A 26,357-nucleotide genomic window follows, 5' to 3' on the forward strand; every position below is an offset into this window, starting at 1 on the left:
GCGGGCAATCCATTTTTCCACATTCCGCAAGCGCACCTGCGTCAAGCCGGTGCCGCAGCTCTGCCGCGATCGCCCGCATCGCCGCCTCTGCGAAACCGCCACGCCACCAGCCCCGCATACACCACCACCAGCGCAAGCAGGTTGAGTAGCTGCGGCAGGGTCTCCTGCAGCGACGCGCCCATCTGGTTGATCTGCACCATCGCATTCACGCCCGGCGTGGTGGGCAGCAGCTTGGCCAGCGCGGCAAGCAGCGGCGGCGTCGAACTGAGCGGCCAGCTCAGATTGGCCAGGAAGAACAGCACCAGCGACGCGCCGGTGATGAACTGGAACGCATGCTCGCGCCGCGAGAAGAAGCTGCCGACGAACAGGCCGAAACACAGCACCGCGGCGATATAGAGCGGCGCGACCACGGCCAGTCCGCCCAGGTTGCCGCCGTGCGGATAGTCCTGCACCCAGAAAGTGAAGCCGGCGTAGTACAGCACCGCCGGCAGACCGATGCAGGCGAAGCCGGCCAGCATGCCGCTCCATTGGCTGAAGCGGTAGCTCAGGCGCCGGCCGCCGTTGCGCTGGCGGCGGCCGCCGAGGATCACGCCTATGCCGATCAGCAAGGTCTGGTGCACGATGATCTCGGCCACGCCGGGGACCATGCCGCTGCCGTAGCCTTCGCGCACATTGAACAGCGGCCGCTGGGTCAGCTGCAGCGGCGGCGCTTCGCGCCTGAAGCCGCTGCGCGCGCCGGCGCGGGCGAGTTCCACCGACATTCCCGCGGCGACTTCGCCCACGGCCACCAGTACATTGCTGCCGCGGCTGAGGTAGGCACCGTTGGCCAGCACCACGATGTTGCCGGTGCCGCCGCGGGCGATGTCGCGTTCAAAATCGTGCGGGATGACGACGATGCCTTCGTAGCGCCCCTGCTCCACGCCGCGGCGCGCCTGCGCCACCGACATTTCAAAGCCGGCGATGCGCACCGTGCGCACGGCGTCCAGGCGCCGTATGAACTGGCGCGAAGACGGGCCGTGGTCCTGGTCCACCACGGCCACGGGCAGATCCTGGGTCACCTCGTGCCGGTATGCGGCGGGGTAGAACACGGAGTAGAGAATGATCGCGCCTATCATCGTCGCCTTGGCATAGCGGTCGGCGAAGACCTCGCGCAGGACCTGCTTCAGCTCGGCCAGGAACAGGTTCATGCCGCCGCCGGCTGGCGCGCGTGGCGCAGCAGCAGATACGCGCCGATGGCGCCGGGCAGCAGGCAGAACAGCAGCAGCACGCCCAGCCAGAGCAGCGAATCCCGCACCGGCGAACCCACGTCGAACTGCTGCAATTGCAGCTTGAGATACGCCGTCAGCGGCAGCAGCAGGTTCCAGATGCGCGTGAACAGCGCGCCGCCCAGGGTCGGAAATGTCGCGCCGGAGAACGCCAGCGCGGTGCCGATATACAGCCCGCACATCGACAAGGCCGTGCCCATGTCGCGCAGTGCGCCGACCAGCAGCAGGCTGATGCCGGCGCCGGCCAGCGCCAGCGCAAACGCGCCGGCGACGAGCAGGCCCGCGCTGCCGGCGATCACGCTGCCGCATACCACGACCAGGTACGCGAAGCCGACGCAGGACAGCGCACCGAACCACAGCACATAAGGCGCCAGCTTGCCGGCGAGACTGGCCAGCGGATGCGGACTGGCCGCGAGCCACGGCCCCCGCGTGCCGTCGCGCACTTCGCGCCCCAGCGACGCCACCATGCCCAGGCCGGCCATCAGATGCAGCACGCCGGGGAACAGCAGCTCCAGCAGATAGTGTTCAAAGCTGCGCGGCGCATTCGACAGCAGCGTGGCCTGCACGCCCAGCGGCGGACTGCGCAAACCGGCCGTGCCGCGCATCTTGGCGATGTCGCGCAGCAGCAGCTGGGCGTTGAGGCTGGCCACCGCCGCGGCGACATCGCGCGCGGCGCCCTGCCCTGCCGTGAGATAGCTGGCGTTGTAGTAGACCAGCAATCGCGCGCTGCCTTCGCGGTACAGCCGGCGCGTGCTCAGGTCCGGAATCAGCACGACGGCATAGGCGTCCATGCCGCGCACGCGCGACCAGGCCTCGCCCATATCGCCCAGTACCGAGGCCACGCGCAGGCCGGGGCTGTTGTCCAGGCGGCGGATCAGGTCCCGGCTCAGGCTGGAGCGGTCCTGGTCCACTACGGTGACCGGCAGGTCGCGTATGGCCGCCGCCGACAGCAGCCAGGCGAGGATGCCGCCGAGTACGCAGGGGAACAGCGTCATCAGCAGCAGCTCGGCGGGCGTTTCCCGCAGGTAGCGCAGCTCCCGCCGCGCGGCCGCGAAGGCACTGGAAACGGGCGCGGCGGCCGTCATTTCGGCGGCCAGGGAAACAGCACGCTCATGCCGGGACGGAAATTCGCCACCGGCTCCACCGGCCGCGCGCGCACCTCGAAGCTCTTGATGTCGTAGCCGCGCGACTGGCGCGTGGCGCGCCAGGTGGCGTAGTCGCCGGCCGGGGCGATGTAGTAGATGCGGAACGCGACATTCCTGCGGCCCAGGGCGGGAATGTCGCCATGTACGACCTGGTCCACCTGCACCGCGGCGAACTGGTCCTCGCGCAGGTTCAGCGCCACCCACAGGTGATCGACGTCGATCAGGGTGAACACCGGATAGCCGGCCGGGACCAGTTCTCCGACTTCGGCCAGGCGCTTCTCCACTTCCGCATCCAGCGGTGCGAGGGCGCGCATTTCCGCCTTCGCGGCCTCGACTTCGGCGATGGCCGCCTCGGCCTGGCGCACCTGGGCTGCGGCGGCGGCCTGGTCCTGCTTGCGCAGGCCGGCCAGGGCCTGGTCATACTGCGCCCGCGCGGCCTGCTGGGCAGCGACGGCGCCGGCGGACTGGGCGCGCGCTTCGTCGCGGCGCTGGCGCGTAACCACGCCTTCGTTGAACAGGGTATCCAGCCGGCGCGCGGTGGACTGGGCGATCTCGCTGGCCGCCACGGCCCGGCTCCAGTTGGCCTGGGCGGCGCGGATTTCCTCCGCGCGAGCGCCTTCCAGCGCCTTGGATTCCTGCGCGCTGGCCGCGTCCAGCACGGCCTGGGCCTGGCGCTGCTTGGCCAGCACTTCCGGGCTGTCGAGTTCAAACAGCAATTGATCGGCGCGCACCCGCTCGCCTTCGCGCACATGCAGCTTCAGCACGCGCGCGCTGATCTTGGCCGCGACATGGATGCTGTCGGCATCGGCCATCCCCTGCACCTGGTCCGCGCCCGGATGGAGAAACGCCAGCCACAGACCGGCCGCGATCACCAGCAGAAGCAGGACCGGCAGGATCCACCAGCGGCGGCTGCCGGTGCCGGGCGCGGCGCCGCGGCGCGCAGCCAGCGGTTCGGGAGGAGAAGGCGCGGCGGGCTCGCTCATTGCACATCGATCCTGTCGGGAAGCTCGGCATAGCGCGGGAATTCGCCGGACCCGCCGCTGGCTTCGAGCAGCTGCGCCAGCGCGACATCGAACTGATACGCCGCCTGCGCACGCGCCACCTGGGCGCCGACCAGGGCGGTGCGCGCGTCGATCACATCCAGCGAAGTTGCCTGCCCTTCGCGGAAGGACAGCGTCTGCAGGCGCAGGTTTTCCTCGGCCTGGGCGATCGCGCTCTGCAGCAATGTGAACTGCGTGGCGGCATTGCTCATGGCCGCGTAGGCGCGGGTGACGGCAATATCCAGCTCGACGCGGACTTCCCGCAGCGCGGCTTCGGCCTGTTCGCTGCGCGCGCGCGCCGCGGCCACCTGCTGGCTGCGGCCACCGGAGAGAAAGGTATAGCGGATGCCCACGCCCAGGGCCCAGTCCGGCTCGACCAGGGTGGCATCTTCCTTGTGCGCGTCGTACTGGCCGAAGGCAAATACCGTAGGCCTCTGCCGGGCCTGTTGCAGGCGCACGCCTTCGCGCGACTGCGCGACGATGGCCTGCAGCCGCGCCAGCTGCGGATGCGCAGCAACTGCCTGCCCGCGGAAATGCTCGCGCGCGGCGATGGGCTCCGGCAACACGAACAGCGGCGTGCTGGTCTGCACCGGCGCGGAACGCAGCAGCAGGGCCAGGGTTTCGCGGGCGCTGTCCTGGTCGTTGAGCGCCCTCTGGAATTCGCGCTCGGCCTGGTCGCGCGCCACCTGCACCTGCAACTGCTGCGCCTGCGTGGCGAAACCCTGTTCCTTCAGCCGGCGGGTGTCGGCCAGGTGCTGCTGCAAGCCCTCGCGCGCCTGCTGCCGTGCCGCCACGACGCGCTCGGCCAGGGATTGGCCGAAATAGGCCTGTACCAGCCGGGTCAACAAGGTATCGGCCTGCAGCGCGCGCTCGGCCTCGGCCTGCTGTACGGCGGCGGCGCTGAGGCGCTGCTGGGCCGGAATGGCGCCGCCGGAATACAGCGGCAGCGTGGCCTGCAGTATGGGCCGCGTGCGCCAGGAGCGGTTCTCGATCACCACCGGGGAATCGATGCCGTATTGCGCCGCCAGCGGTTCCAGCGGGCCCAGCGGAATCGCCAGGGTCTTCTTTGAATCGGCAAAGCGGATATCGGCGGAGAGTTCCGGCAGACGCAGCCGCTGCGCCGCCGCGGCGAGCTGCTGCTTGTCCTCGACTGCCAGCTCCGCCGCGCGCAAGGCATCGGACATGGCCTGCAGGCGCGCGTGGGCGGCAGCGAAGTCCAGCGGCTGGCCATCGGATTGCGCCCCGCAGGATCCGGCGCACAGGCCGGCGGCCAGAAATACCCAGCAACGATGCCAGCCACGGCGCGCCACGCGATCAGGCCCGCCGGCGCCGCGGCCGCTGCGCCGCGGCCGCATCGAGAGGAAGGACAAACGCCACTGCGGCTGCGCCCGGGGCAGCAGAAGCGATCACCGTAACGGTAGGCATCGCCGTGTCGGCATCCATCCGGACCCTCCCCATTGGCTGCGCCGGCACCTTCCGGAAATCAGGCGGCGTGCTCAGCGTAGCAAGCCAGTACTCCCCTGCGCGTAATTAATCCACTCACAGGACGATGCGTGAACTACCCATATGGGTAAATTTTGGTTGCGTATCTTCTGTGTGCGCCGGGTGCGGGCGGCGCAGCGCGGCGGTACAGGCTAAGGATGGGCGCGCGCCACGCGGTGGCTGCGCCGCATCGCCAGGCACACCGCAGACCCGGGCGGCTGCCGTCGCCTACCTGCCCGGCGCCGCGTGGACGGCGTGCTGCCGCCGGGCTAAGGTGCGGCCATGCCGATCTCTCGCCAACCGATCCGCGCCGGGAAGCCCGCCGCGCTTACTGTCGCCCTGCTCGCCGGCGCTCCCGCCATCGCCCTGGCTTCGGACTACGGCGGCCTGAGCTACCTGGGGCTCTATGCCGTTGCGGTACCGGTGTTCTGCCTGGCGGTGATTCTTTCCGCAACCGCCTGGCGCCAGCCCGGCTGGATTTCCGCCGCCTGGGGACTGGCCCTTGCCCTGCTGCTGACGCCCTGGTACGTCAAAGACTTCAGCGACGCCCTGATCCTGGTGCCCCCGGTCGCCGTGGTCTGTGGCCTGGCGATTCACGGGTTACTGCGCTACTTCCTCGAACGCCGCCCCAGGCGCTACGACGCGTCGCGCTCTCCGCTGGCGCAGGCGCAGCGGGCCGCTGCGGAGGAGCAGCCGGGTCCGCCGCAAAATTGAAATTTCTTCAAGGAATTTCACCGCAACTGCGCTGCAGCGGTTCCGCGCCTGCCCAACAGCTGCGGGCCCAGGCACTGAGCGGATGGACGCCGCCAAATGCCGTTGGCGCCGGTACCCGCCAGGCCGCTCCCGCCGGTCTGTCGCTTTAGCGGTGCACCGGCGCCGGCAAACGGCAAGAATTCCTCCGCAAGGCGCCCTGCCGGGCCGCACCAGAGCATGCTCAGCCCGCCCCGCTCTCGGCCGGAATCGCGACGAACCGCGTCAGAATCCGTCAAGAATCCCGGGCTTTTGCAATCGCCCCAGGCGCGCGAGCTAGCATGCGGCCCCCGTGGGGGGAGCCATGAACAAAGACCTGAATCACTGGCGCGAAGCATTTCTGGCCGACATGGAATCGATCCATTGCTTCGAGGCGCTGTTTGATCGCATGCCGGACACGCTCTACGCGATCAAGGACAGGAACGGCCGCTATGTCTCCATCAGCGAGACGGTGGTGCAGCGCTGCGGCATACGGCGCAAGCAGGATGCGATAGGCAAGACCGCGTTCGATCTGTATCCGCGGCCCATGGCCGAACGCTACGCGCGCCAGGACGAACGCCTGTTCCGCACCGGGCGGCCCATCGTCGACAACCTCGATCTGACGGTGTACCGCAACGGCGCCGCCGGCTGGTGCCTTTCGACCAAGGAGCCGATCTACAACCGCCAGCGCCGCCTGGTCGGCCTCGCAGCGATTTCCAAGGACCTGGTCGAACCCAGCCGCGCCGGCTATATCGACGCGCGCTTCGCCCAGACCGTCGACTACATGCACGAACACTATCTGGAGCCGCTGCGCATGGAAGACCTGGCGCAGATGGCCGGGCTGTCGCTGGCCCAGTTCGAGCGGCGCATGAAGAAGATCTTCCACATGCCGGCCGGGCGCTATCTGATCAAATCGCGCATCGACAACGCGGCGCGGCTGCTTTCCGCTTCCGACATGCCCATCGCCGAGATCGCCCAGCGTTCGGGCTTTTCCGACCAGAGTTCGCTGTCGCGCCAGTTCCGCCAGATCACCGGCTTCACGCCGCGCCAGTACCGCAGCCTGGCGCGGCCGCAGGACGAGCTGGACGCCAGGCGCTAGCGCGGGCGGATTGAATTCACCCGCGGGGCCAGCAAGCTGCAGGCGTCTGCACGAACAACCGGGCGGCAAGCGGATCGGCTACTTCTTGCGAGCCTTTCTGCCGCGCAGGCTCCAGTCTGTATGTCCGCTTATTGGCTCGCCTGCACGTTCTTGAGCTTCTTTTCCCAGTTCTGGTCGGTCTTCATGCCGGACTGCTTCGCCAGCCGGCTGAACACCCCGACCAATTCCTGCGGGTACGAGGCATTCGCCGCCGCATCCCATTCGATTTCGCCGCAGGTAAAGCAGATCTCCAGCCGGCTGTCGCGCTGCTCGCCGGCATAGAAATCGACGGCATGATGCGGCAAGAACATGCATAGCGTAGACGGGCCGGCCTGCGGATCGACAGCGGCGACGGCATCGATCAGATGCTTGCGCTCCCCGGCACTGAGCTGGTGCGAGGCATAGACATGGTACGGACCGTTGGCCTCACTGGTCACGCGATCGAACGAGTCGTGCTTGTCGGAATGCTCGGTCAGCACGATACGGTCGGCCTTGCGCAAGGCGGTCAACAGCGGCTACTGAAAAGCAGCGCCGCTATCGGCGTCTTCGGCATGGACAGGCTGCTGCGCTGCACCGCCACCGGGCGCGACGGCCAGGAACAGGGAAAACAGAAAAGCCTGCATTGGTCACCATCCATCGGAAAAACCAGCCAGTCCGGCTCCGGCTGTAGACCTGGCGCAGCATGCCACGATGTGCGCCTGTCTTCTGCACGCGGCCGCGGTGCCAGCATCAATCGGCGCTGATCGTGACGACAATCCGGCGGCGCGGATCCGCTCAGATCAGATCACATCCCAACCCACCCCGCCCTTCTCCAGCACTGCCGCGGCCAGCGCCTCGATCGCCGGATCCTCGTTGATGCGCATGCCGCGCACGTTGCGCGAAAGGCGGCGGCGGGCCTGGCGGGTGAAGATCTCGGCGATGCTGAGAGCGTTGTCCTTTTCCGCATGGTTCTCGCGCACCAGGCTGTCGGCGCGCGAGAGCACGCACAGGCCGACGAACAGATCTATGGCCATGTCGGCGATGCGCTTCTGCGCGTGCTGCTGGTCGGCGATGGTCTTGCCGTACTGGCGCAGCAGGGCGTCGGCGGCCTTGCTCAGTTCGACCACGTATTTCTCGTAGGTGGCCGCGGCCTTGCGCAGGGTCGGATGCAGTTCGCGCAGGATCTTGTCGGTGCCGTAGCCGGTGGTCTCGCTGGCGCGGCGGCGCATGTAGGTGCTGAGCACGCCGAACCCCTTGATCGGGTCGTTGAAGATATTGCCGACGGCGTGCTTGAGTTCGTTCAAGGTGGCGCCGACATCCTTGAGCCCGGACAGGGCGACGTAGAGGCGCAGGATCTCGTTGGTGCCCTCGAAGATGGACAGGATGCGCGTGTCGCGGGTGATCTGCTCGTAGGGAAATTCGCGCATGAAGCCATTGCCGGCGGCGATCTGCAGCGCCTCGTAGCTGGCGCGCTGCACGGCTTCGCTGGCGAAGACCTTGCTGATCGCCGCCTCGGTGGAATAGTCGCTGCTGCCCGAATCGATGTAGTGGGCGACCATCCACACCGCGCTTTCGGCGGCGAAGCAGTCAATGCTCATCTGCGCGATCTTCTCGCGCACCAGGCCGAAATCGGCGATGGGCCGGCCGAACTGCTTGCGCTCCTTGGCCTGGGCGCAGCACAGGCGGATCAGGGTCTTCATGCCGCCGACGGCACCGCCGCCCAGGCCGGTGCGGCCGTTGTTGAGGATGGCCATGGCCACCTTGAAGCCCTTGCCCACTTCGCCCAGCACGTTCTCCGCTGTCACGCGCACGTCGCTGAAGGCGACGGTGGTGGTGCTGGAGGCGCGTATGCCCATCTTGTCCTCGTGCGGGCCGTGGCTGACGCCGGCCTGGGCCGCCTCGACGATGAAGGCGGTCATCTTGCCTTCGGGCGTGTCGGTCTTGGCGAAGACGGTATAGAAATCCGCGATGCCGCCGTTGGTGATCCAGATTTTCTCGCCGTTGAGGATCCAACTGCCGTCGTCGTTGCGCACGGCCTTGGTGCGCACCGAGGCGGCATCCGAACCCGCGCCGGCCTCGGTCAGGCAGAACGCGGCGATCATCTCGCCGCTGGCCAGGCGCGGCAGATACTTCGCCTTCTGCGCGTCGGTACCGAACAGCAGCAGGCCCTTCATGCCGATGGAGCTGTGCGCGCCTATGGTCAGCGAGGTGGAGGAATCGTGCGAGCTGGTCTGGCTGAGCACGCGCGCATAGGCGGCGTTGGACAGGCCCAGTCCACCGAATTCCTCCGGGATGATGAGGCCGAACAGGCCCATGTCGCGCAGCGCCTGGATGTAGTCCGCCGGCTGTTCCGCGGTGCGGTCGTAGTGCTTGAGATCGGCCTGGCGCGGCGTGAGGAAATCGTCGATGGCGTCGGTCATCGCGCCCAGCAGCTCGCGGTCGCGATCCCGCATTTTGGGATAAGGGAACAAATTCTCTTCGACGATCTCGCCGAAGAACAGACTCTTGACGACGCTCTGGTCGCGGCGCAGGCCGTCGCTGTCGGACACGGGCGCGGCGGTGGGGGCGGTGGCGTTCACGCGAAGCTCCTGGCGTGGTGGCGATGAACCAGTGTGGTATCGCCGCGCGGCGCAAGGCAAGCAGATTAGTGGGTTGTGGACTTGAACCGCTTGTGGCTGCGGCTGATGCTGCGCCGCCGCATCACAGGCGCTGCCGCGCACTCCGCGGGAACGGCCATCGGCGGCGCAGTGCAGCATGCGCGTTTGCGCAATGGCGTCGCGCCCCGTGCCGCGCAGTGACGCAAAGCCTGCGTCACTGCGCGAAATGGCCGCCGCGCAAAGGCGGCGGCGCTGTTCAGGGCTGCTGGAAGCCGTTGCGGAAGATCAGGTCGGAATTGCTGCCGCTGTATTCCAGCTGGAACGTGCCCTGGTCGGCCGCGCTGTAGCCGCTGACGGTGATCGTGAGGGCCTCGTTGCTGGTGCTGGTCCAGACAACCTCGGACTGCGGGCTGCAGGCATCGTCATTGACAACCAGGGAGGAACTGCCGACGACGACAATCATCGTGTCGAAGCTGGCCTGGCCGCAGGTGGCGAAGCGGTAGGTATAGCCGGCCTGGGCGTTCACGCTGTAGGTCCATTCGCCATCCGGGCCTATGCGTCCGACGCTGCTGAGCTGGGGCGCGGGCAAGGGAATCAGCGACTGGGTGACGTTGCGCACGGTGACCGGATTCTCGGCGCGGCCCCAGGCCGAGTTGTTGCCGAGCTGCGCATCGGTGGCGCCGCTGGCGGCCAGGTAGATGACCGGATAGTAGATGCCGGTCGGCACGGAAGAGCCGATGAGGTAGCTGCCCAGATTCAGCAGCGCCAGCGAGTTCGGAAACGGCGCCACGGTAGTGGTGTAATTGCTGCGGCCGAGATAGACGCTGCTGGCATAGGCCATGCGCACCCCGGTGAGATAGACGTCGACACCCGGGTTGACCAGATTGCTGGTGCCCAGGTTCTGCAGCTCCACCGGTCCGACGAAACTCAGGGTCTGGCCATGGAAATAGCTGCTGGCCGCCGGAACCGTGGGCGTATAGCTCGCGTTGTTGTTGGCGGCGTTGTCAGCGGTGCTGTACATGACCAGGCTGCCGTCGTGCAGGCTGATGCCGGGATAGACCGAGCGGATGCCGGCCGTGTCGTCGCTGTGCAGCTTGGGATCGCGCGCCCATTTCGGCCCGTAGTTCATGGTCGAGGGCCAGAACACGTTCTGCGTCTCCCACGGATGCTGCAGGCCCCAGGAATGGCCAAGTTCATGCAGCAGGGTCTGGCGGAAGCTCCAGGCCGGCGCGTCGGAGGTGCCTTCCGCATCGTCCAGGGTCCAGCTGTAAGCCGGATTGATCGCGATATCGGATTCGAGAATGGGGCCGCTGCCGCTCCAGCGCGAATAGCAGACCGCGAGCGTGGTAGCGCCCCAGCCGGCACCGAACTGCGCCTGCATTTCCGCATCGCTGGGAAAGCCGGCCAGGTCGTAGCGGTTGTTGTTCCAGGCCCAGGTGCCGGTCGGCGTCTGCAGCACGCGGAAGATATCGCCGTAGCTGTTCCATGTGGACATCATGTGCTGGTCCGACGGACTCCACGGCCAGTCCAGCGGCAACGGATTGAACGTGATGGTCGGCGCGGGCGCGCGCTGCACCAGGTAGTCCGGCAGATCGACGCTGTAGAGCTCCGCCGGCGCGGCGCCGGACTGGGGCAGCGGCACGCCGGGCAGGTCGGCGGCCGGATCCGGCGGCAGCACCGGCAGGGCCTGCGCCGGCCGCTGTATCGCCTGCACGCCGCGCACGGCGTCGCGGCGGTATTCGCTGGCGGGATAACGGCGGCCGTGAGAGGCGGGCCGCAGCTGCGCGTCGCTGCGCACGGCCGTGCGGGCGACCAGATCGCGGAACCCGCGCAGGTCGCCGCCGCCGCGCAGGCCGCCGGCGGGCTCCACCCGCCGCGCGCCGGCGGCGCCGTAGCGCACCGAGGAAAACACGGGATTGTCCGCCTCGTTGAGGAACAGCAGATAGCGCCCGCCGACTTCGAGTTCGGGCAAGTCGCTCAGATGATGGGTTTCCCCGCCCACCGTGCCGCCGCCCTGGGTCAGCACGAAGCTGGCGGCAAAGTCGCCGCGCAGGGTTTCAAGCCGGCGCAGGCGGTAGTCGGTGAGGATCAGCGTGCCCTGGGGATTCCAGCGCGACTGGGCCGATTCCACTTCGGCGACGACGATGCGCGGCGCAGCGGCGAGTTCCTGTTCCGACTGCGGCGCCACCTGGCTGGCCTGGGCGGACAGCGCCGCCGCCAGCACGAACGCGGCCAGCAGGGCCGCACTGATGATACGTTTCCGGTGCATGACGGTTCCCCCCTGTTGCGCCGGCGCAGACCGCAGCCGCGGTTGCTGACGATGACTGCGCAAGCGTCTGGAACTGGTGCCGCGGCAGCGCCGCTTCTCGCACTGGTTGGCACATTGACTCCACCGGAGGGCAGAATCAATACCTCCATCCAGGGGTTGAAACCGCATGAACCTGGCCGACGGCTACCGCGAATTCGCCGCCCGCCATCTGGGCCGGCCGCTGCACGGCGGCGACGGCCACGCCGCCAGCGAACTGACCGCGGCGGAGCAGCGCCTGGCCCTGCGGCTGCCGCCGGCCCTGCACGCCTACTACGCCACCTGCGGCGCGGTCGAAGCCTTGAACCGCAGCCACAACCGCCTACTGCCGCCGCAGGAACTGCAGTGCGAAGACGGCCATCTGGTGTTCATGGACGAGAACCAGGGCGTGTGCTGCTGGGGACTGCGCCTGGACAGCCTGGCCGAGGACGATCCCCAGGTCTGGCAGGGCATCAGCGTGGCTGGCGGCGAAACGCTGGAATGGCATGGCGAGGACCTGCCCTGCTCGCAGTGGCTGCGCCTCATGGGCTGGTGGCAGCTGGTCAACGGCGGCTTCGCCCACGCGGCCTATGCGCAGACCACGCCTTCGGTAATGCGGCAGGCGAGTACGCAGTGGCCTCTGCTGGGGCGGCATCCCGACGGCGTCATGGCCTTCCACGGCAATGCCGCGCAGGTGCTGGCCCTGACCACGGGCGGGGACTGCGCGCTGTGGGCTGCCGGGCGCACGCGCGCCGATCTCGCCGCGATAGACGCGGCGCTGGGCATAGCCTGGGATTACAACGCACTGGACGAGGACTGAGCGCGCCGGCGCGCAAGGCGCAGCGCCATCAGCGAATCACCGGACACGTGGGTGCCGCTGCGCTTCGCAGCCCCTTGCTTTCTGACGGCGTTCCAGCGCATCACACCATGCCCACCGCTGCGCTTCGCAGCCCCTGAGCCGAGCACCAGGCCAGCGCGCAGCGGACGCCCGGCTGTAAGGCGCATGCTACGGGACGGGTACAGGCGCCGCTGCAGGCGCCTGTGCGGAAATCACCTACAGCTTCGGTATGCGCAGCGTCTTGCTGATCATCAGCGAACCGGAGACCGCGAACATCAGCGCCAGCGGATGCAGCGTCCACGGCCCCAGCTCGACCTGCCCCAGCCACAGCGATGCGCCCAGCCTGCCCTGCCAAGCCGCGACGGCGATCACCACCACCAGCAGCAGGCTGGTCGGAATCGGCGTGCCTTCAAAGTACTTCACCTTGCCCGCCTCCTGCGACAGCGCCTCGGCAGTGATGTTGTAGCGCGCCAGACGGCTGACGCCGCAGCAGACGAAATAGCCCAGGATCACACAGTCCCACAGGCCGTGCATGCCGGCGGCATAGCCTATGGCTGCGGGCGCCACGCCGAAGGAGATCACATCGGCCAGCGAATCCAGTTCCCGCCCCAGCGCCGACTGCTGCTGGCGCCAGCGCGCAATCCGGCCGTCGAGCACATCGAACACGAAGGCCGCCGGAATGAAGGCACAGGCCAGCAGCAGGCTGATCCCGGCCCCGGGCCGTACGCTGGCCATGGCGGCGAACACTGCTGCCATGCCGCAGGCGGCGTTGGCCAGGGTGAACCAGTCGGCCAGGTGGAATCCGCGAATCATGGAAAAATGGCTTTGTTGATTCATACCTGCGTTTCTCGGTTCGCCGCGGCGCCGCCGGACCGGGCGCCTGCCCGGATGCTACAACGGCGGCGGGTGTAGGAAGCGTACGGAAGCGGCTCAGGGCTCCAGCCAACGTCGCGGCTTCAGCGGCAACAAGCCGCGCCAGTATTGCACCAGCAGGAAACCGCCGAGCATGCCGCCCAGGTGGGCGAAATGCGCCACGCCGGCCTGGCTGCCCAGCACGCCATGAGCCAGGGCCAGCCCGCCCAGCACCAGGGCCAAGGTGCGCACACGCACCTCGAACGGCAGCGGGAACAGCAGCAGGCGCCGCTGCGGATACAGCAGTGCTGCGGCGGCGAGCAGTCCGTAGACCGCGCCGGAGGCGCCCAGGGTCGGCGCCGGCGGCCCGCCGGCGACATTCATCAGCTGCAGCAATCCCGCGGCCACCAGGCAGAAGAAGTAGTAGAACAGGAAATGCCCGGCGCCCATGCAACGTTCGATCAGCGGACCGAACACGACCAGACCGATCAGGTTGAAGGCCAGATGCACCGCATCGGCATGCAGGAAACCGTAGCTGACCAGCTGGTGCGGCGCGAAGCCGACCACGATGGAACGCTCGCCCAGCATGGCGAGCACATGTTCGCCCGGCGGCCACAGCGCGTAGCGCAGCAGCGGGCGGTCGCCGAGGAAAGCCTGTGCGGCCCAGACCACGGTGTTGACGATCACCAGCCAGACGGTGACGAGAGGCGCATTCATGCGGGGCCGTATCCGGTCGCGGAAAAGGTCAGAGACGCAGCTGCCGGCGCGGTTTCAGCGGCAACTTGCCGCGCCAGTATTGCAGCAGCACGAAGCCGATCACCATGCCGCCCAGATGGGCGAAATGGGCGATGCCGGCCAGCGTGCCGGTCACGCCGAAATACAGCTCGGCCGAGGCATACAGGGTGACGAAGAGCCAGGCCGGAATCGGCAGGGGGATCGGAAACAGGATCAGCCGTTCGCGCGGGAACAGCAGGGCGAAGGCCAGCAGCACACCGAATACACCGCCAGAAGCGCCCACGGTCGGATAGAAGCCGCCGAGGAAGAATTCCACTACCAGCAGCTGCGCCAGCGCCGCGCCGACGATGCAGGTGAGGTAGTAGATCAGAAAATGGCGCGGCCCCAGCACTTGCTCGATGTGCCCGCCCAGCATGTACAGGCCGAGCATGTTCATCGCCAGGTGGGCCAGGCCGCTGTGCAGGAAGCCGTAGCTCAGCAGTTGCCACAGCTGGAAGCCCACCGTGACCACGCTGCCGTCGGGCGCGATGCCCGTCTTCTCGCCGAACGGCCACAGGGCGAAGTTGAAGGTGAGAAAATCACCGGCCAGCTGCTGCAACAGATAGATCGCGACATTGGCGATGAGCAGGGCCCGTATGACCGGGGGGATCTGGCTGGGCATGGCGAGTCCTGTCGCATATCGTGGGCGCTGCGCTGGATTCCCAGGCTGCACAGAACGCAATGATGCCGCAATCCGATGACTTGGACACGATAGCCGCCGCGCTGCACCGCCAGGGCTGGCTGGTGCTGGCGGATTTCCTGCCCGCCGCGGCCACAGCCGCACTGGCACAGGAATGCCGCGCACTGGATGCCCAGGCCGGGCTCAGCGCCGCGACGACCGGACGTGCGCGCCTGGCCTCGGGCCTGCGCGGCGACCGTACGCGCTGGTTCGATCCGGCGGCGCCCAGCGCGGCGCAGGAGCCGTACTGGGAGGCCATGCAGGGGCTGCGCCGCGGCCTCAACCAGCGTCTGCTGCTGGGGCTGGAGGAACTGGAGGCGCATTACGCGCTCTATCCGCCCGGCGCCGGCTACGCCCGCCACCGCGACCGCTTCCGCGACGACGATGCGCGGGTGCTGTCCTCGGTGCTGTATCTCAATGCGGATTGGGACGCCGCGGACGGCGGCGCGCTGCGGCTGTATCTGCCTGGGGGCGATCAGGATGTGGTGCCGCGGGGCGGCACGCTGGTGCTGTTCCTTTCCGCGGAAATCGAGCACGAGGTGCTGCCGGCGCGGCGCGAACGGCTGAGTATCGCGGGCTGGTTCCGGCGGCGGGCGCTGGCGTGAGCGGATCGCCGTCCGGGTCCACGGTGTCGCCTGATTCGCGGTGAGTATTGCCGGGAGTTCGCCTAATTCACGGCAGGCCTTGCCGGGAGCCCGCATCATTCGCGGCTAGTCTTGCCGAGAGTCTGTCCAGTTTGCGGCAAGCGTTTGCCGGAAGCCTGTCCGATTGCGAAGCCTTGCCGGAAGTCCATCTGCTTCGCGGCGGATCCTGCCGGCAATCCGTTGGAAGCGCCGCGCCGTCCGGATCCGTTTCCGGCGTGCACCAGCCGCGTCGCGGCCCTGCGCACCCAGGCACAAGAAAACGGGGCCGGAAATTCCGGCCCCGTTTTTCAATCAGCACGGCACGGCTCAGTTCCGCGCCGGCGTGTTCTCGGCGAAGTATTCGTGGCTGTCCGCATTGTCCACCGCGCGCGACGGATTGCTGACGGCAAGGCTGTGCGCGGCGCTCTGGCCGTAGGCCCAGTCGTCGGTCCCGCCCATCACGGTGAAGTGGCTGGTCTCGTGCACGATGGTGCCGGCGCGCGAATCGGTGCCGGTGTTGGGCGCCGACCAGAATGCGTTGCACAGGTAGATCTTGTACGGCTGGTTCGGATACACGTAGGCGTAGGCGCTGTCCGTGCAGCCGCAGTCGAAGGTGAACGGCTGCGACGACAGCGCGCTGTGGATGTTGTTGAAGTGCGTGCGCACGGTGGAGTAGCGCGAGCTGTTGTAGGTGCCGAACCACCAGGTATAGCGGCTGCCCTGGGTGCCCGCCGTCAGGTAATTCTTCGAATTGCTGGCGTAGCTGGTGGCCGAGGTGCGCGCCGTGGCGATCTGGGTCTTGCGCGTGGTGCTGCAGCTGACGAAGCTGTTGGTCGCGGCGAGCACGCCGACATCGGCCTTGCTCACCTCGTCCAGCGCATCCACGGCCACATCGGCGAACACGCTGATGCTGTCGGCCTGGCGGTCGAAATCCAGCGCGCCGCGCACGCCGGCGCGGGCGGCATCCTGCGCCGCCTTGATTACGTCGCGGCCTTCGCGGTTGTAGCGCACATTGAAATTGCCGCCCTTGCGCATGTCGTAGACCGCGGTCAGGTCGACCTCGGCGCTGAGGCTCTGGCCCGGTGCGATCTCGACATAGTCGGCCGCCGTCGGCGCCGGGCGCTTGACCAGCCGGCCCGTATACGCGACACGTTCGCCATTCTGGTAGACATCGAACAGGTCGTTGCTCACGCCGTCCAGCGGCGTCATCCAGCGCAGCACCTGCATGGGCGCGGCGGTGGTGTTGCTCAATGTGTAAACAATCTTGCCGCTGCCGAAATCCTTGGCGGAAGCCTCGCTCAGACGCAGTTCGAGACCGGCCGCATTGGCCGCGGAAATTCCCCCCATTCCCAACACGAGCACGGCAAAACCTGCATACAGCTTCTGCATGACATGTTCCTCAGTGTGATGTAGGCGCCGCCCCCCGGCAGCGGGTGCCGAGCGGCACCGCCCGCCAGACTAGGGGTTTGCCCGCATCGCAGTAACGCTGCGCCGCAGCATGCGGACCGGCGGCGAAGAAATGATACAAGTTAACTTTCCCCGCTTATCCCGGCGTGGTAACAATGGCCGGCGCCGCCGCTACGACGGCAGCGGCAGCAACGCCCGGACCGGCGATGGGACGACGCCCGGACCGTGGCCGTATCGGCATCGTCCTCACGTATGGGAGACAGGGCATGAGCATGGGCAAGCGACTGGGAGCGGAGTTCCTGGGGACTTTCTGGCTGGTACTGGGTGGTTGCGGCAGCGCCGTGCTGGCGGCGGCGTTTCCGAACCTGGGCATTGGTTTCACCGGTGTTTCGCTGGCCTTCGGCCTGACCGTGCTGACCATGGCCTACGCGGTGGGCCATGTCTCCGGCGGACATTTCAATCCCGCGGTCTCGCTGGGCCTGGTCGCCGGCGGCCGCTTCCCGGCCAAGGACCTGCCAGGCTACATCATCGCCCAGGTGCTGGGCGCGATCGCCGCGGGCGGCGTGCTGTATCTGATCGCCAGCGGCAAGGCCGGCTTCGCCCCGGGCGGCTTCGCCGCCAACGGCTTCGGCGAACACTCGCCCGGCGGCTATTCGCTGCAGGCGGCGCTGATCTGCGAAGTGGTGCTGACGGCGTTCTTCCTCATCGTGATCCTCGGCGCCACCGACGGCCGCGCGCCGGCGGGTTTCGCCCCGATTGCGATTGGCCTGTGCCTGACCCTGATCCACCTGATCAGCATTCCGGTCACCAACACCTCGGTGAATCCGGCGCGCAGCACCGGCGTGGCCCTGTTCGCCGACGCCTGGGCGCTGCAGCAGCTGTGGGCGTTCTGGATCGCTCCGCTGGTGGGCGCGGTGCTCGGCGGGGTGATCTACAAGGCGGTGCTGGCCAAGGACTGAGCGCAGCGCCGGCGGAAGTCCGCGCGGAGCGGAAGTTTCCGCGCCATCAGCGCCGACCCGGCGGCGGCGAAACAAATAAAAAAGGCGGCAAAAGCCGCCTTTTTTATTTGACTGCATGCGGCGGCCGGCGCCGCCGCAAAGCTTACTTCTTCGCGAACAGATGCTCGACGCCGGCGCGCTCCTCGCGCAGTTCCTTGTCCGTCGCGTCCATGCGCGCGCGGGAGAACTCGTTGATGGCCAGGCCCTGCACGATGGCGAACTTGCCGTCCTTGCAGGTGCAGGGATAGCCGTAGATCACGCCCGGCGCGATGCCGTAGCTGCCGTCGGAGGGAATGCCCATGGAGACCCAGTCGCCTTCGGCCGTACCCAGCGCCCAGTTGCGCATATGGTCGATGGCGGCGGAAGCGGCGGAAGCGGCCGAGGACGCGCCACGCGCCTTGATGATGGCGGCGCCACGCTGCTGCACGGTCGGGATGAAGCTGCCTTCGTACCAGGCCTGGTCGATCTGCTCCAGCGCCGGCTTGCCCTTCACGCTGGCATGGTGCACGTCCGGATACTGGGTGGAGCTGTGGTTGCCCCAGATGGTGACCTTGCGGATATCGGTGTTGAGCGCGCCGGTCTTCTCGGCCAGCTGGCTGATGGCGCGGTTGTGGTCCAGGCGCACCATGGCGGTGAAGCAGTTCGGATCCAGGTCCGGCGCGTTCTGCTGCGCGATCAGCGCATTGGTATTGGCCGGGTTGCCGACCACCAGCACCTTGACGTCGCGCTTGGCGTGGTCGTTGATGGCCTTGCCCTGCGGGGCGAAGATGGCGCCATTGGCTTCGAGCAGGTCCTTGCGCTCCATGCCCGGGCCGCGCGGGCGGGCGCCGACGAGCAGGGCGTAGTCGACATCCTTGAATGCGACGTTGACATCGTCGGTGGCGACCACGCCGTGCAGGGTCGGGAAGGCGCAGTCATTGAGTTCCATCACCACGCCCTGCAGGGCCGGCAGCGCCGGCGTGATTTCGAGCAGGTGCAGGATGACGGGCTGGTCCGGACCGAGCATGTCGCCGGCGGCGATACGGAACAGCAGCGCGTAGCCGATCTGGCCGGCGGCACCGGTGACGGCAACTCGAACGGGGGCTTTCATGGTCAACTCCTGAGGCTCTGGGGCGGGCGTTTCGCGCGCCGGTCGTTGGGGCCGCGGGGCCCCGGTAGTGGATCAATGCAGGTTCACTTCATGGCCCTGCGCCCGCAACAGTTCGTTGAGGCGCCGGGTGTCGTAGCCGTGGACGATTTCCTGGCCGATCACGGTGACGGGGACACCGCCGCGGCTGATGGCGAAATAGGCGCCCTCGCCCTCGCCGCCGTCTTCGATGTCCAGTACCCGGTGCGGCACGCCGGCGGCGCTCAATGCCGCACGCAGACGCTTGCAGTAGCCGCACCAGTCGGCCGCCAGCACCACGATGCCCTTGTCGCCGGTATGCCGGCGCGGATCGTGGCGCTGGTTCTCCTGCCGCAGCCAGACCAGCCCCGCGCCCACGGCAACCAGGGCGAGGAACAGCGCGGCCAGCGGCAGGAGGCGGCGCACGGCGTCAGCTCAGTTCGGCGAAGAACTCGGCGAAGCGCTTGAGGCCGTCGGCCAGCTGCGCCGTCGGGCAGGTATAGGAGATGCGCAGGCCGCGCGGCTCGCCGAAGGCCGAGCCGGGCACGCAGGCCACGCCCTTGGCCTGCAGCAGCAGGTTGCAGAAGTCGACGTCGTTGCCGATCTTCTCGCCGTTGTGGCTCTTGCCGAAGGCACAGGAAATGTCCGGGAACACGTAGAACGCGCCCTGCGGCCGCGGGCACTTCACGCCGGGGATGGCGTCGAGCACGGCCAGCACCTGGTCGCGCTTGCCCTGGAATTCCAGGTTCTTCTGCGTGGGCACATCCTGCGGGCCGGTCAGCGCGGCGACGGCGGCGGCGGTGACGATTTCCGGGATGTTGGTAATGTGGTTGGAATTCATCGTGACCAGGGCCTGGGCCACGCTCTCCGGACCGGCGATGAAGCCGACGCGCCAGCCGGGCATGCCGTAGGTCTTGGAGATGGAATCGACATGGATCACGCGGTCGCGCAGTTCCGGCCGGGCGTTGACGAAATTGTGGTAGCCCAGGCCGTCGAACACCATGCGGTTGTAGATGTCGTCGCAGATGATCCAGACGTCCGGATGGCGCACCAGCACATCGGCCAGGGCGGCGATCTCGTCCTTGCTGTAAACCATGCCGGTCGGGTTGGACGGATTGTTGAACAGGAAAACTTTGGTGCCGGGCAGCGCGGCGTCGAGCTGGGCCGGAGTGAGCTTGTAGTTCTGCTCCGCCGGACAGGGCAGCAGGCGCGCCTGGGCACCGACGATGTCGGCAATGTCGACGTAGGTGGTCCAGTAGGGCACGGCGAAAGTCAGCACGTCGCCCGGATCCAGCAGCGCTTCGGCCAGGTTGTACAGCACGTGCTTGGCGCCGATGCCGGTGGCCACGTTCTTGCGCGTGTAGCCGGTCAGGCCGGCCTCCTCCAGGTGCTTGAGATAGGCGTCCAACAGCACGTCGGCGCCGCGGTTGGAGCCGTACTGGCCGGAATCCTTGGCCAGCGCATCGCGCACGGCGGCGTAGACATGCTCGCCCGGCAGGAAGTTGGGAACGCCGATGGAGAAGCTGACGATGTCGCGGCCTTCGGCCTTGAGCTTCTTCGCCTTCTCGGCGACGGCCATGATGGCGCTGGGCTTGGCGCGGCCCATGCGCTCGGCTAACTTGAGCATGTGCGTTCTCGTGCAGGGAGGAGAAAAAATCCTCGGAATGCTAGCACAGTGCGCCGCAGCATCCGGCCCGACTTTTGGCCATAAGCGCGGCGCGGTACAGTTCGCGCGCTGCACCAACCCTGACCACGGAGGAAAGCCTCATGCTGTACTGGCTGTGGATGTTTATCCTGGGCCTGATCATCGGCGTCGTCGCCAAGTTGCTGATGCCGGGCAAGGATCCGGGCGGCTTCTTCGTGACGGCACTGCTGGGCATCGCCGGCATGTTTGTCGGCGGCTGGCTCAGCGGCCTGATCTTCGGCACGCCCGCCACGGGTTTCACGCCGTCGGGCTTCATCGGCGGCACGATCGGCTCGCTGATCCTGCTGTTCGTCTACCGCCTGGCGATGAAGCCGAAATAAGGCCAGTCACGCCCGTCCCGCCGGCTGCGGCCGCGGGACGGCACCGGCGGCGCGGCCGCAACGGCCGCGCCGCCCTGTATCACTTGGCCTTGAAGCCGGCCGCGTCCAGCGCGGTATTCCACTGGTCCACGCGCGCCTTCTGCGCCGCCAGCAGCGGGGCGGTATCGCCTTCGATGCGGATGGAACCGATCTTGTCGCCGCCGCGCACCGCGTCGACGATGTCCTGGCCCTCGATCACCTCGCCGAACACAGTGTGCTTGCCGTCCAGCCAGCTGGTCGGCACGTGGGTGATGAAGAACTGGCTGCCGTTGGTGCCGGGGCCGGCATTGGCCATGGACAGGATGCCCGGCTTGCTGTGGCGCAGGTCGGGACGGCATTCGTCCTCGAACTTGTAGCCCGGGCCGCCCATGCCGCTGCCGTGCGGGCAGCCGCCCTGGATCATGAAATCCGGGATGACGCGGTGGAAATTCAGGTTGTCGTAGTAGCCGCGCTGGGCCAAGTTGACGAAGTTGGCGACCGTCAGCGGCGCCTTGTCGGCGAACAGGCGCAGCTTGATGGTGCCGCGACCGGTGGCGATATGGGCGATCAGTTCGTTGCTCATGCGCTTCTCCATGTGGGGGGCGCATGATAGCCGCCCCACGGCGCTGGACAGAATCGCCAGGACGCCCGCCCCTGCGCTTCGGTTAGCATGCGCCTCCCGGCCGTGCCCCTCCTGCCCGCGGCCGATCTCATCCTCAGCAAGGAAGAACCGCATGTCCCTGATACGACACACCGCCCTGGCTGCCGCACTGGCGCTGGGCCTGGGCCTGGCCGGCTGCAACAAGGAGCAGGCCGGCCCGGCCGCGGTGAAACTCGACAGCGCCGCCGCCCAGCGCGCCGCCGCGGCCATCGCCGGCCCGGCCTGGCTGCGCGAGCGCCTGCCCGAGCACACCGTGGCCTATGTGCGCATCCCCACCCTGTGGGGCATGACCGCCGCACCGAACGGCCGCGCGCTGGATCCGGCCCTGGCCAGCGAGGCGCATACCCGCCTGATCGCCGACCTGCGCGCCAACATCGGCAAGGATCCGCTGCTGCAGCAGGCCGGCATCGCGCCCGCCGTGGCGCTGTTGCTGGACGATGTGACCGCGCCAGTGGAAATCGCCGTGATCGACGGCAGCGACATCGCCAATCCGGCCAGCAACATCCTCGTTTCCGCACCGCTCAAATTCGCCGACGTGGCTGCACTGAACGCGCGCCTGGCTGAACTGAAATCGCCGCTGGCCGCGCTGGATGCCCAGGGCAAGGCCAAGCTGCCGAGCAATGGATTTATTTACTTTGACGCAAAATCCCAGCGCCTGTACGCCCTGTTCGGCATGGCCGCCTCCGCCCTGGCCCTGGACGGCCTGGTGCAGCAGACCGCGCAGACCCGCCCGCACGCCATGCTGGAGACGGAAAAGACCATCGACGCCTCCGGCCAGGGCCTGTTCTACTGGATGAGCCTCAAGGGCGTGACCGGCATGGCCTCGGCCCAGATGCCTGCGGCCAGGCCCGGTACGGCGCTGCGCGATTTCCTCGACAAGGGCCAGAGCATCGCCGGCGGCTGGGGCACGGCTGACGGCCGCGGCAAGCTGCAGATCCACATGGCCGCGCCGGGCGCGCGCCTGCTGTCGTATTTCGCCCCCACCGACTTCAAGGCCGGCGTGAAGACCGCCGGCCGGCCGGAATGGGCCGTCACCATGGCCATGCCGACCACCGCCCAGATCGCCCAGATCGAGGCCAACATCGAAACCGATTTCGGCCCCGAGGCACGCCAGCGCTATGCCGAGTTCAAGGAAAAGCTCAAGACCGACATCGGCGTGGACCTGACCGGGCTGATCGGCCTGCTCGGCGGCAGCCTGGTCGCGTTCGAGGACCAGGCCGGCGCGTATTCCGCGCTGCATGTGCCGGACAAGAAAGCCCTGTACGCCAAGCTGGACGAACTCGTCGCCAAGTTCAAATGGACTTACGAGACGGTCAAGGCCGGCAAAGCGACCGTGCACCACCTGCATATCAGCGGTTTCCCGCCCAGGACCGAGCCGGGTACGGCCGAGGAAAAGACCGCGCTGGATGCCTGGGTGCAGCTGTACAGCCGCATGGGCAACCACGTCTGGTGGACCGAGGAAGGCGATTATCTGGTCTTCGCCCAGGTGCCCCAGGCCCTGGCCGACCGCGCCGACGCCACGCTCGACGGCACGCTGGATACCTGGCTGCGCAGCCAGTCCTACGACCCGAACGCGACTGTGCTCGGCATCACCGGCACCACGCGCAATGCCCAGCGCCAGGTCTACTACGCCTATCTCGGCAGCCTGCAGGCCCTGGCCGACGGCCTGGGCCAGAAGGTCGATCTGGCTTCCCTGCCCCACGCCGCCGAACTCCAGCTGCCGGTTCAGGGCGCCACCGGCCTCAGCCTGGATGCGACCAGGGATCGCATCGGCCTGAGCCTGACCTACGAGCAGAACCCGGCCGAAGTGCTGTTCAGCAACGGCGGGCTGGCCGCGGTCGCCACCGCCGGCATCCTCGCCGCGGTCGCGGTCCCGGCCTATCAGGACTACGCCGTGCGTACGCAGGTCGCCGCCGTGGTCGCCGACAGCGGCCCGCTGAAACAGGCGGTCGCCGAGTACTACGCCGCGCACGGCGAAATGCCGGGCGTGGACGAGGACATGGAGCTGGATTACGAGGGCGAATCGCTCAAGTATCTCGCCGGCTATCACGTGGACCAGGGCACCATCGTGCTCGAATTCGGCGACGAGGCCGACAGCAAGCTCCACGGCAGCACCCTGCTGATCTCGCCCTATCTGCTCGACGGCGAGCTGGTCTGGCGCTGCGGCAACGCTGCAATCGACGACACGGCCGCGGCCCTGGGCAGCGAGACGGATGCGACCAGCGTCGGGGACAAATACCTGCCGGCCAGTTGCAAGTGAGGCCGGGATTCGGGATTGGGGATTCGGGCCTCGTTGAAGCAGGCTGAGGAAATGGGGGCTGCCCGGTTTCGGCCGGGCATGTTAGCCAATGAAAACAATCGCCTGGGTTGAGATGGCCACTTCGGGCCAGGTGTCTGCGTGCAGTATCCGGCCGTTTTTTGGAGCCCTGCCCGGAACGTCGCCGTAGCCGGCGGCGGCTCCGGGATCCCCAATCCCGGCTGGCGAACCCCGGGGCCGCCACGCGGCCCTGCTGCGACGCCGCAAAACCGTCGCATAACCGGCTATAATCGCCGCTCTTCTCCTATCCCAGAGTCCCTCCGGTCACCCGCAGGGCGCATCGCCATGTCCATCGAAAAACTGCGCAATATCGCCATCGTCGCCCACGTCGACCATGGCAAGACCACCCTCGTCGACCAGCTGCTCAAGCAGTCGGGCACCCTGAACGAGCGCGCCGTGGTCCCGGACCGCGTCATGGACAGCAACGACCTGGAAAAGGAACGCGGCATCACCATCCTGGCCAAGAACACCGCGATCCGCTGGAACGACTACCGCATCAACATCGTCGACACCCCGGGCCATGCCGACTTCGGCGGCGAGGTCGAGCGCGTGCTGTCGATGGTGGATTCGGTGCTGGTGCTGGTCGACGCCTTCGACGGCCCCATGCCGCAGACCCGCTTCGTCACCCAGAAAGCCTTCCAGATGGGCTTCAAGCCCATCGTCGTGATCAACAAGGTCGACCGCCCCGGCGCGCGGCCGGACTGGGTGCTCAACGCCACCTTCGACCTGTTCGACCGCCTCGGCGCGACCGATGAACAGCTCGATTTCCCCGTCGTCTACGCCTCCGGCCTGCAGGGCTATGCCGGCATGGACGATTCGGTGCGCGAAGGCAACATGGATCCGCTGTTCCAGGCCATCGTCGACAAGGTGCCGGCGCCGCAGGTCGATCCGGACGGCCCGTTCCAGATGCGCATAAGCCAGCTGGACTACAACTCCTACGTCGGCATCATCGGCATCGGCCGGGTGCAGCGCGGCAAGGTCAAGACCAACCAGAACGTGGTCGTGATCGACCGCGAAGGCAAGCGCAAGCAGGGCCGCGTGCTGCAGGTGCTGGGCTTCATGGGCCTGGAACGCCACGAGGTGCCCGAGGCGCAGGCCGGCGACGTCATCGCCATCAGCGGCATCGAAGGCCTCGGCATCTCCGATACGGTCTGCTCGCCCGACGCCGTCGAGGCGCTGCCGGCGCTGACCGTGGACGAGCCCACCATCAGCATGACCTTCCAGGTGAACAACTCGCCCTTCGCCGGCAAGAAGGAACACTCCGGCGGCAAGTTCCTCACCAGCCGCCAGATCCGCGACCGCCTGCACCGCGAGCTGCTGCACAACGTGGCGCTGAAGGTCGAGGACACGGCCGAAGCGGAAAAATTCAAGGTTTCCGGACGCGGCGAACTGCACTTGTCCATTCTTATCGAAACGATGCGCCGCGAGGGCTACGAACTGGCCGTGTCGCGCCCGGAAGTCATCATCAAGGAAATCGACGGCCAGATGATGGAGCCGTACGAACAGCTGGTGGTCGACCTGGAAGAGCCCTACCAGGGCGGCGTGATGCAGCGCCTGGGCGAGCGCAAGGCGCAGCTGAAGAACATCGAGCCCGACGGCCGCGGCCGCGTGCGCATGGAATACCTGATCCCGGCCCGCGGCCTGATCGGCTTCCAGACCGAGTTCCGCACCATCACCGCCGGTACCGGCCTGCTGTTCCACGTGTTCGACCACTACGGCCCCAAGGCCGAAGGCGCCATCGCCGCGCGCCAGAACGGCGTGATGATCTCCAACGGCACCGGCCCCTCGCCGGCCTACGCCCAGTTCGCCATGCAGGAACGCGGCCGTCTGCTGATCGAAGCCGGCGAGGAAGTGTATGAAGGCCAGCTGGTCGGCATCCACGCCAAGGACAACGATCTCACCGTCAACGCCCTGCGCGCCAAGCAGCTGACCAATTTCCGCGCCGCCGGCAAGGACGATGCGCTGAACCTGACGCCGCCGATCAAGATGTCGCTGGAACAGGCGCTGGAGTTCATTGAGGACGACGAACTGGTCGAGGTGACCCCGCTGGCGATCCGCCTGCGCAAGAAGCACCTCACCGAGAACGACCGCAAGAAGCACTCGCGCGCGGCCTGAGCGTTACTCGCACATATCGACTGAGCAATACTCGGTCTGCAGATACGAAACGGCGGCCCAGGGCCGCCGTTTTGCTGTGTGGCTGCCGCGGCGGGCGGGCCGGAGAAATGCCGCAGAGAAAGCCGTTCGCGCGGCCCCGTATCTCCCGCCCGCAGGCAGCCAAGTGCGCAGACAAAAGCGGCTGAGCGGGACATGGGGCGGTGACCAGAAACTGGCAGCGGCAACGCAAGCAGCGCCACGCGCAGGCAGGAGAGTCCAGCGCCTATCGTTGATGCAACCGGGATTT

24 protein-coding genes are annotated in these 26,357 nt (G+C 67.6%); 9 read left to right on the forward strand and 15 right to left on the reverse strand.

The genetic code is table 11. The annotated features are described in order from the left end of the window. Window positions 1-41 precede the first annotated feature (41 nt). The 4 genes from NM961_RS01735 to NM961_RS01750 are packed head-to-tail and all read right to left on the reverse strand — an operon-like array spanning window position 42 to window position 4,634. Complete coding sequence (locus NM961_RS01735; protein ID WP_255910560.1) at window positions 42-1,187, reverse strand: ABC transporter permease; 1,146 nt, start codon at window positions 1,185-1,187, stop codon at window positions 42-44. Then, window positions 1,184-2,350, reverse strand: a complete 1,167-nt coding sequence (locus tag NM961_RS01740; protein WP_255910562.1) for an ABC transporter permease — start codon at window positions 2,348-2,350, stop codon at window positions 1,184-1,186. Before NM961_RS01740 ends, NM961_RS01735 begins: the two co-directional genes overlap by 4 nt. Then, window positions 2,347-3,393, reverse strand: a complete 1,047-nt coding sequence (locus tag NM961_RS01745; RefSeq protein ID WP_255910564.1) for an HlyD family secretion protein — start codon at window positions 3,391-3,393, stop codon at window positions 2,347-2,349. The genes NM961_RS01740 and NM961_RS01745 overlap by 4 nt, the downstream gene beginning before the upstream one ends. Beyond that, on the reverse strand, window positions 3,390-4,634 hold the full coding sequence (locus NM961_RS01750) for a TolC family protein (RefSeq protein WP_255910566.1): 1,245 nt from the start codon (window positions 4,632-4,634) through the stop codon (window positions 3,390-3,392). Before NM961_RS01750 ends, NM961_RS01745 begins: the two co-directional genes overlap by 4 nt. A 580-nt stretch (window positions 4,635-5,214) precedes the next feature. Between NM961_RS01750 and NM961_RS01755 the strand changes: the two genes are divergently transcribed. Together NM961_RS01755 and NM961_RS01760 are read left to right on the forward strand one after the other, a co-directional pair. Then, window positions 5,215-5,646, forward strand: a complete 432-nt coding sequence (locus NM961_RS01755; RefSeq protein WP_255910569.1) for a hypothetical protein — start codon at window positions 5,215-5,217, stop codon at window positions 5,644-5,646. A 340-nt stretch (window positions 5,647-5,986) separates the two neighbouring features. Then, a complete protein-coding gene (locus tag NM961_RS01760) occupies window positions 5,987-6,760 on the forward strand; it encodes an AraC family transcriptional regulator (RefSeq protein ID WP_255910571.1) in 774 nt (257 codons plus the stop codon). Between the two features lie 128 nt (window positions 6,761-6,888). Here NM961_RS01760 and NM961_RS01765 read toward each other — a convergent pair whose 3' ends face one another. Further along, entirely contained in the window at window positions 6,889-7,308 is a 420-nt protein-coding gene (locus tag NM961_RS01765) for a hypothetical protein (RefSeq protein ID WP_255910573.1), read from the reverse strand. Window positions 7,309-7,350: 42 nt separating this feature from the next. Between NM961_RS01765 and NM961_RS01770 the strand changes: the two genes are divergently transcribed. Further along, window positions 7,351-7,542, forward strand: a complete 192-nt coding sequence (locus tag NM961_RS01770; protein WP_255910574.1) for a hypothetical protein — start codon at window positions 7,351-7,353, stop codon at window positions 7,540-7,542. A gap of 36 nt (window positions 7,543-7,578) precedes the next feature. Here the strand turns inward: NM961_RS01770 and NM961_RS01775 are convergent, their stop codons facing one another. Both NM961_RS01775 and NM961_RS01780 read right to left on the reverse strand, forming a co-directional pair. After that, the gene (locus tag NM961_RS01775; RefSeq protein ID WP_255910575.1) at window positions 7,579-9,357 is read right to left on the reverse strand and encodes an acyl-CoA dehydrogenase family protein; all 1,779 of its coding nucleotides are present in this window, start codon (window positions 9,355-9,357) and stop codon (window positions 7,579-7,581) included. A 274-nt stretch (window positions 9,358-9,631) separates the two neighbouring features. Then, a complete protein-coding gene (locus NM961_RS01780; RefSeq protein WP_255910576.1) occupies window positions 9,632-11,644 on the reverse strand; it encodes a matrixin family metalloprotease in 2,013 nt (670 codons plus the stop codon). A 166-nt stretch (window positions 11,645-11,810) separates the two neighbouring features. Here NM961_RS01780 and NM961_RS01785 point away from each other — a divergent pair, with 166 nt between their 5' ends. After that, window positions 11,811-12,479 carry a hypothetical protein gene (locus NM961_RS01785; protein WP_255910578.1) on the forward strand — a complete coding sequence of 223 codons (669 nt, stop codon included), beginning with the start codon at window positions 11,811-11,813 and terminating at the stop codon, window positions 12,477-12,479. Between the two features lie 234 nt (window positions 12,480-12,713). On the opposite strand, the gene pssA is transcribed toward NM961_RS01785, so the two are convergent. The 3 genes from pssA to NM961_RS01800 all read right to left on the reverse strand — a co-directional run bounded on the left by pssA (window position 12,714) and on the right by NM961_RS01800 (window position 14,745). Next, window positions 12,714-13,334 carry a CDP-diacylglycerol--serine O-phosphatidyltransferase gene (gene pssA / locus NM961_RS01790; protein WP_255910579.1) on the reverse strand — a complete coding sequence of 207 codons (621 nt, stop codon included), beginning with the start codon at window positions 13,332-13,334 and terminating at the stop codon, window positions 12,714-12,716. A gap of 93 nt (window positions 13,335-13,427) precedes the next feature. Then, window positions 13,428-14,066, reverse strand: a complete 639-nt coding sequence (locus tag NM961_RS01795) for a rhomboid family intramembrane serine protease (RefSeq protein WP_255910581.1) — start codon at window positions 14,064-14,066, stop codon at window positions 13,428-13,430. Window positions 14,067-14,094: 28 nt separating this feature from the next. Further along, the gene (locus tag NM961_RS01800; RefSeq protein ID WP_255910583.1) at window positions 14,095-14,745 is read right to left on the reverse strand and encodes a rhomboid family intramembrane serine protease; all 651 of its coding nucleotides are present in this window, start codon (window positions 14,743-14,745) and stop codon (window positions 14,095-14,097) included. Window positions 14,746-14,825: 80 nt separating this feature from the next. Between NM961_RS01800 and NM961_RS01805 the strand changes: the two genes are divergently transcribed. After that, a complete protein-coding gene (locus NM961_RS01805) occupies window positions 14,826-15,407 on the forward strand; it encodes a 2OG-Fe(II) oxygenase (RefSeq protein ID WP_255910585.1) in 582 nt (193 codons plus the stop codon). A gap of 345 nt (window positions 15,408-15,752) precedes the next feature. Here the strand turns inward: NM961_RS01805 and NM961_RS01810 are convergent, their stop codons facing one another. Beyond that, on the reverse strand, window positions 15,753-16,814 hold the full coding sequence (locus NM961_RS01810; RefSeq protein WP_255910587.1) for a M35 family metalloendopeptidase: 1,062 nt from the start codon (window positions 16,812-16,814) through the stop codon (window positions 15,753-15,755). A 284-nt stretch (window positions 16,815-17,098) separates the two neighbouring features. On the opposite strand from NM961_RS01810, the gene aqpZ reads away from it, so the two are divergent. Beyond that, complete coding sequence (aqpZ, locus tag NM961_RS01815) at window positions 17,099-17,791, forward strand: aquaporin Z (protein WP_255910589.1); 693 nt, start codon at window positions 17,099-17,101, stop codon at window positions 17,789-17,791. A 142-nt stretch (window positions 17,792-17,933) separates the two neighbouring features. Here the strand turns inward: aqpZ and NM961_RS01820 are convergent, their stop codons facing one another. From NM961_RS01820 to NM961_RS01830, 3 genes are all read right to left on the reverse strand, one after another. After that, window positions 17,934-18,920, reverse strand: coding sequence for a malate dehydrogenase (locus tag NM961_RS01820; protein WP_255910591.1), 987 nt, complete (start codon window positions 18,918-18,920; stop codon window positions 17,934-17,936). Between the two features lie 72 nt (window positions 18,921-18,992). Then, window positions 18,993-19,361 (reverse strand): glutaredoxin family protein, encoded by a 369-nt coding sequence (locus tag NM961_RS24085; RefSeq protein WP_255910593.1) that lies wholly within the window; start codon window positions 19,359-19,361, stop codon window positions 18,993-18,995. A gap of 4 nt (window positions 19,362-19,365) precedes the next feature. Beyond that, complete coding sequence (locus tag NM961_RS01830) at window positions 19,366-20,562, reverse strand: aminotransferase class I/II-fold pyridoxal phosphate-dependent enzyme (RefSeq protein WP_255910595.1); 1,197 nt, start codon at window positions 20,560-20,562, stop codon at window positions 19,366-19,368. Window positions 20,563-20,702: 140 nt separating this feature from the next. Between NM961_RS01830 and NM961_RS01835 the strand changes: the two genes are divergently transcribed. Next, window positions 20,703-20,960, forward strand: a complete 258-nt coding sequence (locus NM961_RS01835) for a GlsB/YeaQ/YmgE family stress response membrane protein (protein WP_255910597.1) — start codon at window positions 20,703-20,705, stop codon at window positions 20,958-20,960. 79 nt (window positions 20,961-21,039) lie between these two features. Here NM961_RS01835 and NM961_RS01840 read toward each other — a convergent pair whose 3' ends face one another. Further along, window positions 21,040-21,561, reverse strand: coding sequence for a peptidylprolyl isomerase (locus NM961_RS01840; RefSeq protein WP_255910606.1), 522 nt, complete (start codon window positions 21,559-21,561; stop codon window positions 21,040-21,042). 151 nt (window positions 21,562-21,712) lie between these two features. Between NM961_RS01840 and NM961_RS01845 the strand changes: the two genes are divergently transcribed. Both NM961_RS01845 and typA read left to right on the forward strand, forming a co-directional pair. After that, on the forward strand, window positions 21,713-23,899 hold the full coding sequence (locus NM961_RS01845; RefSeq protein ID WP_255910607.1) for a pilin: 2,187 nt from the start codon (window positions 21,713-21,715) through the stop codon (window positions 23,897-23,899). 342 nt (window positions 23,900-24,241) lie between these two features. Then, window positions 24,242-26,071 (forward strand): translational GTPase TypA, encoded by a 1,830-nt coding sequence (gene typA, locus NM961_RS01850; protein WP_255910608.1) that lies wholly within the window; start codon window positions 24,242-24,244, stop codon window positions 26,069-26,071. Window positions 26,072-26,357: the final 286 nt, after the last annotated feature.

Origin of the sequence: Tahibacter harae (assembly GCF_024437735.1) — a bacterium.
Lineage (GTDB): Bacteria > Pseudomonadota > Gammaproteobacteria > Xanthomonadales > Rhodanobacteraceae > Tahibacter > Tahibacter harae.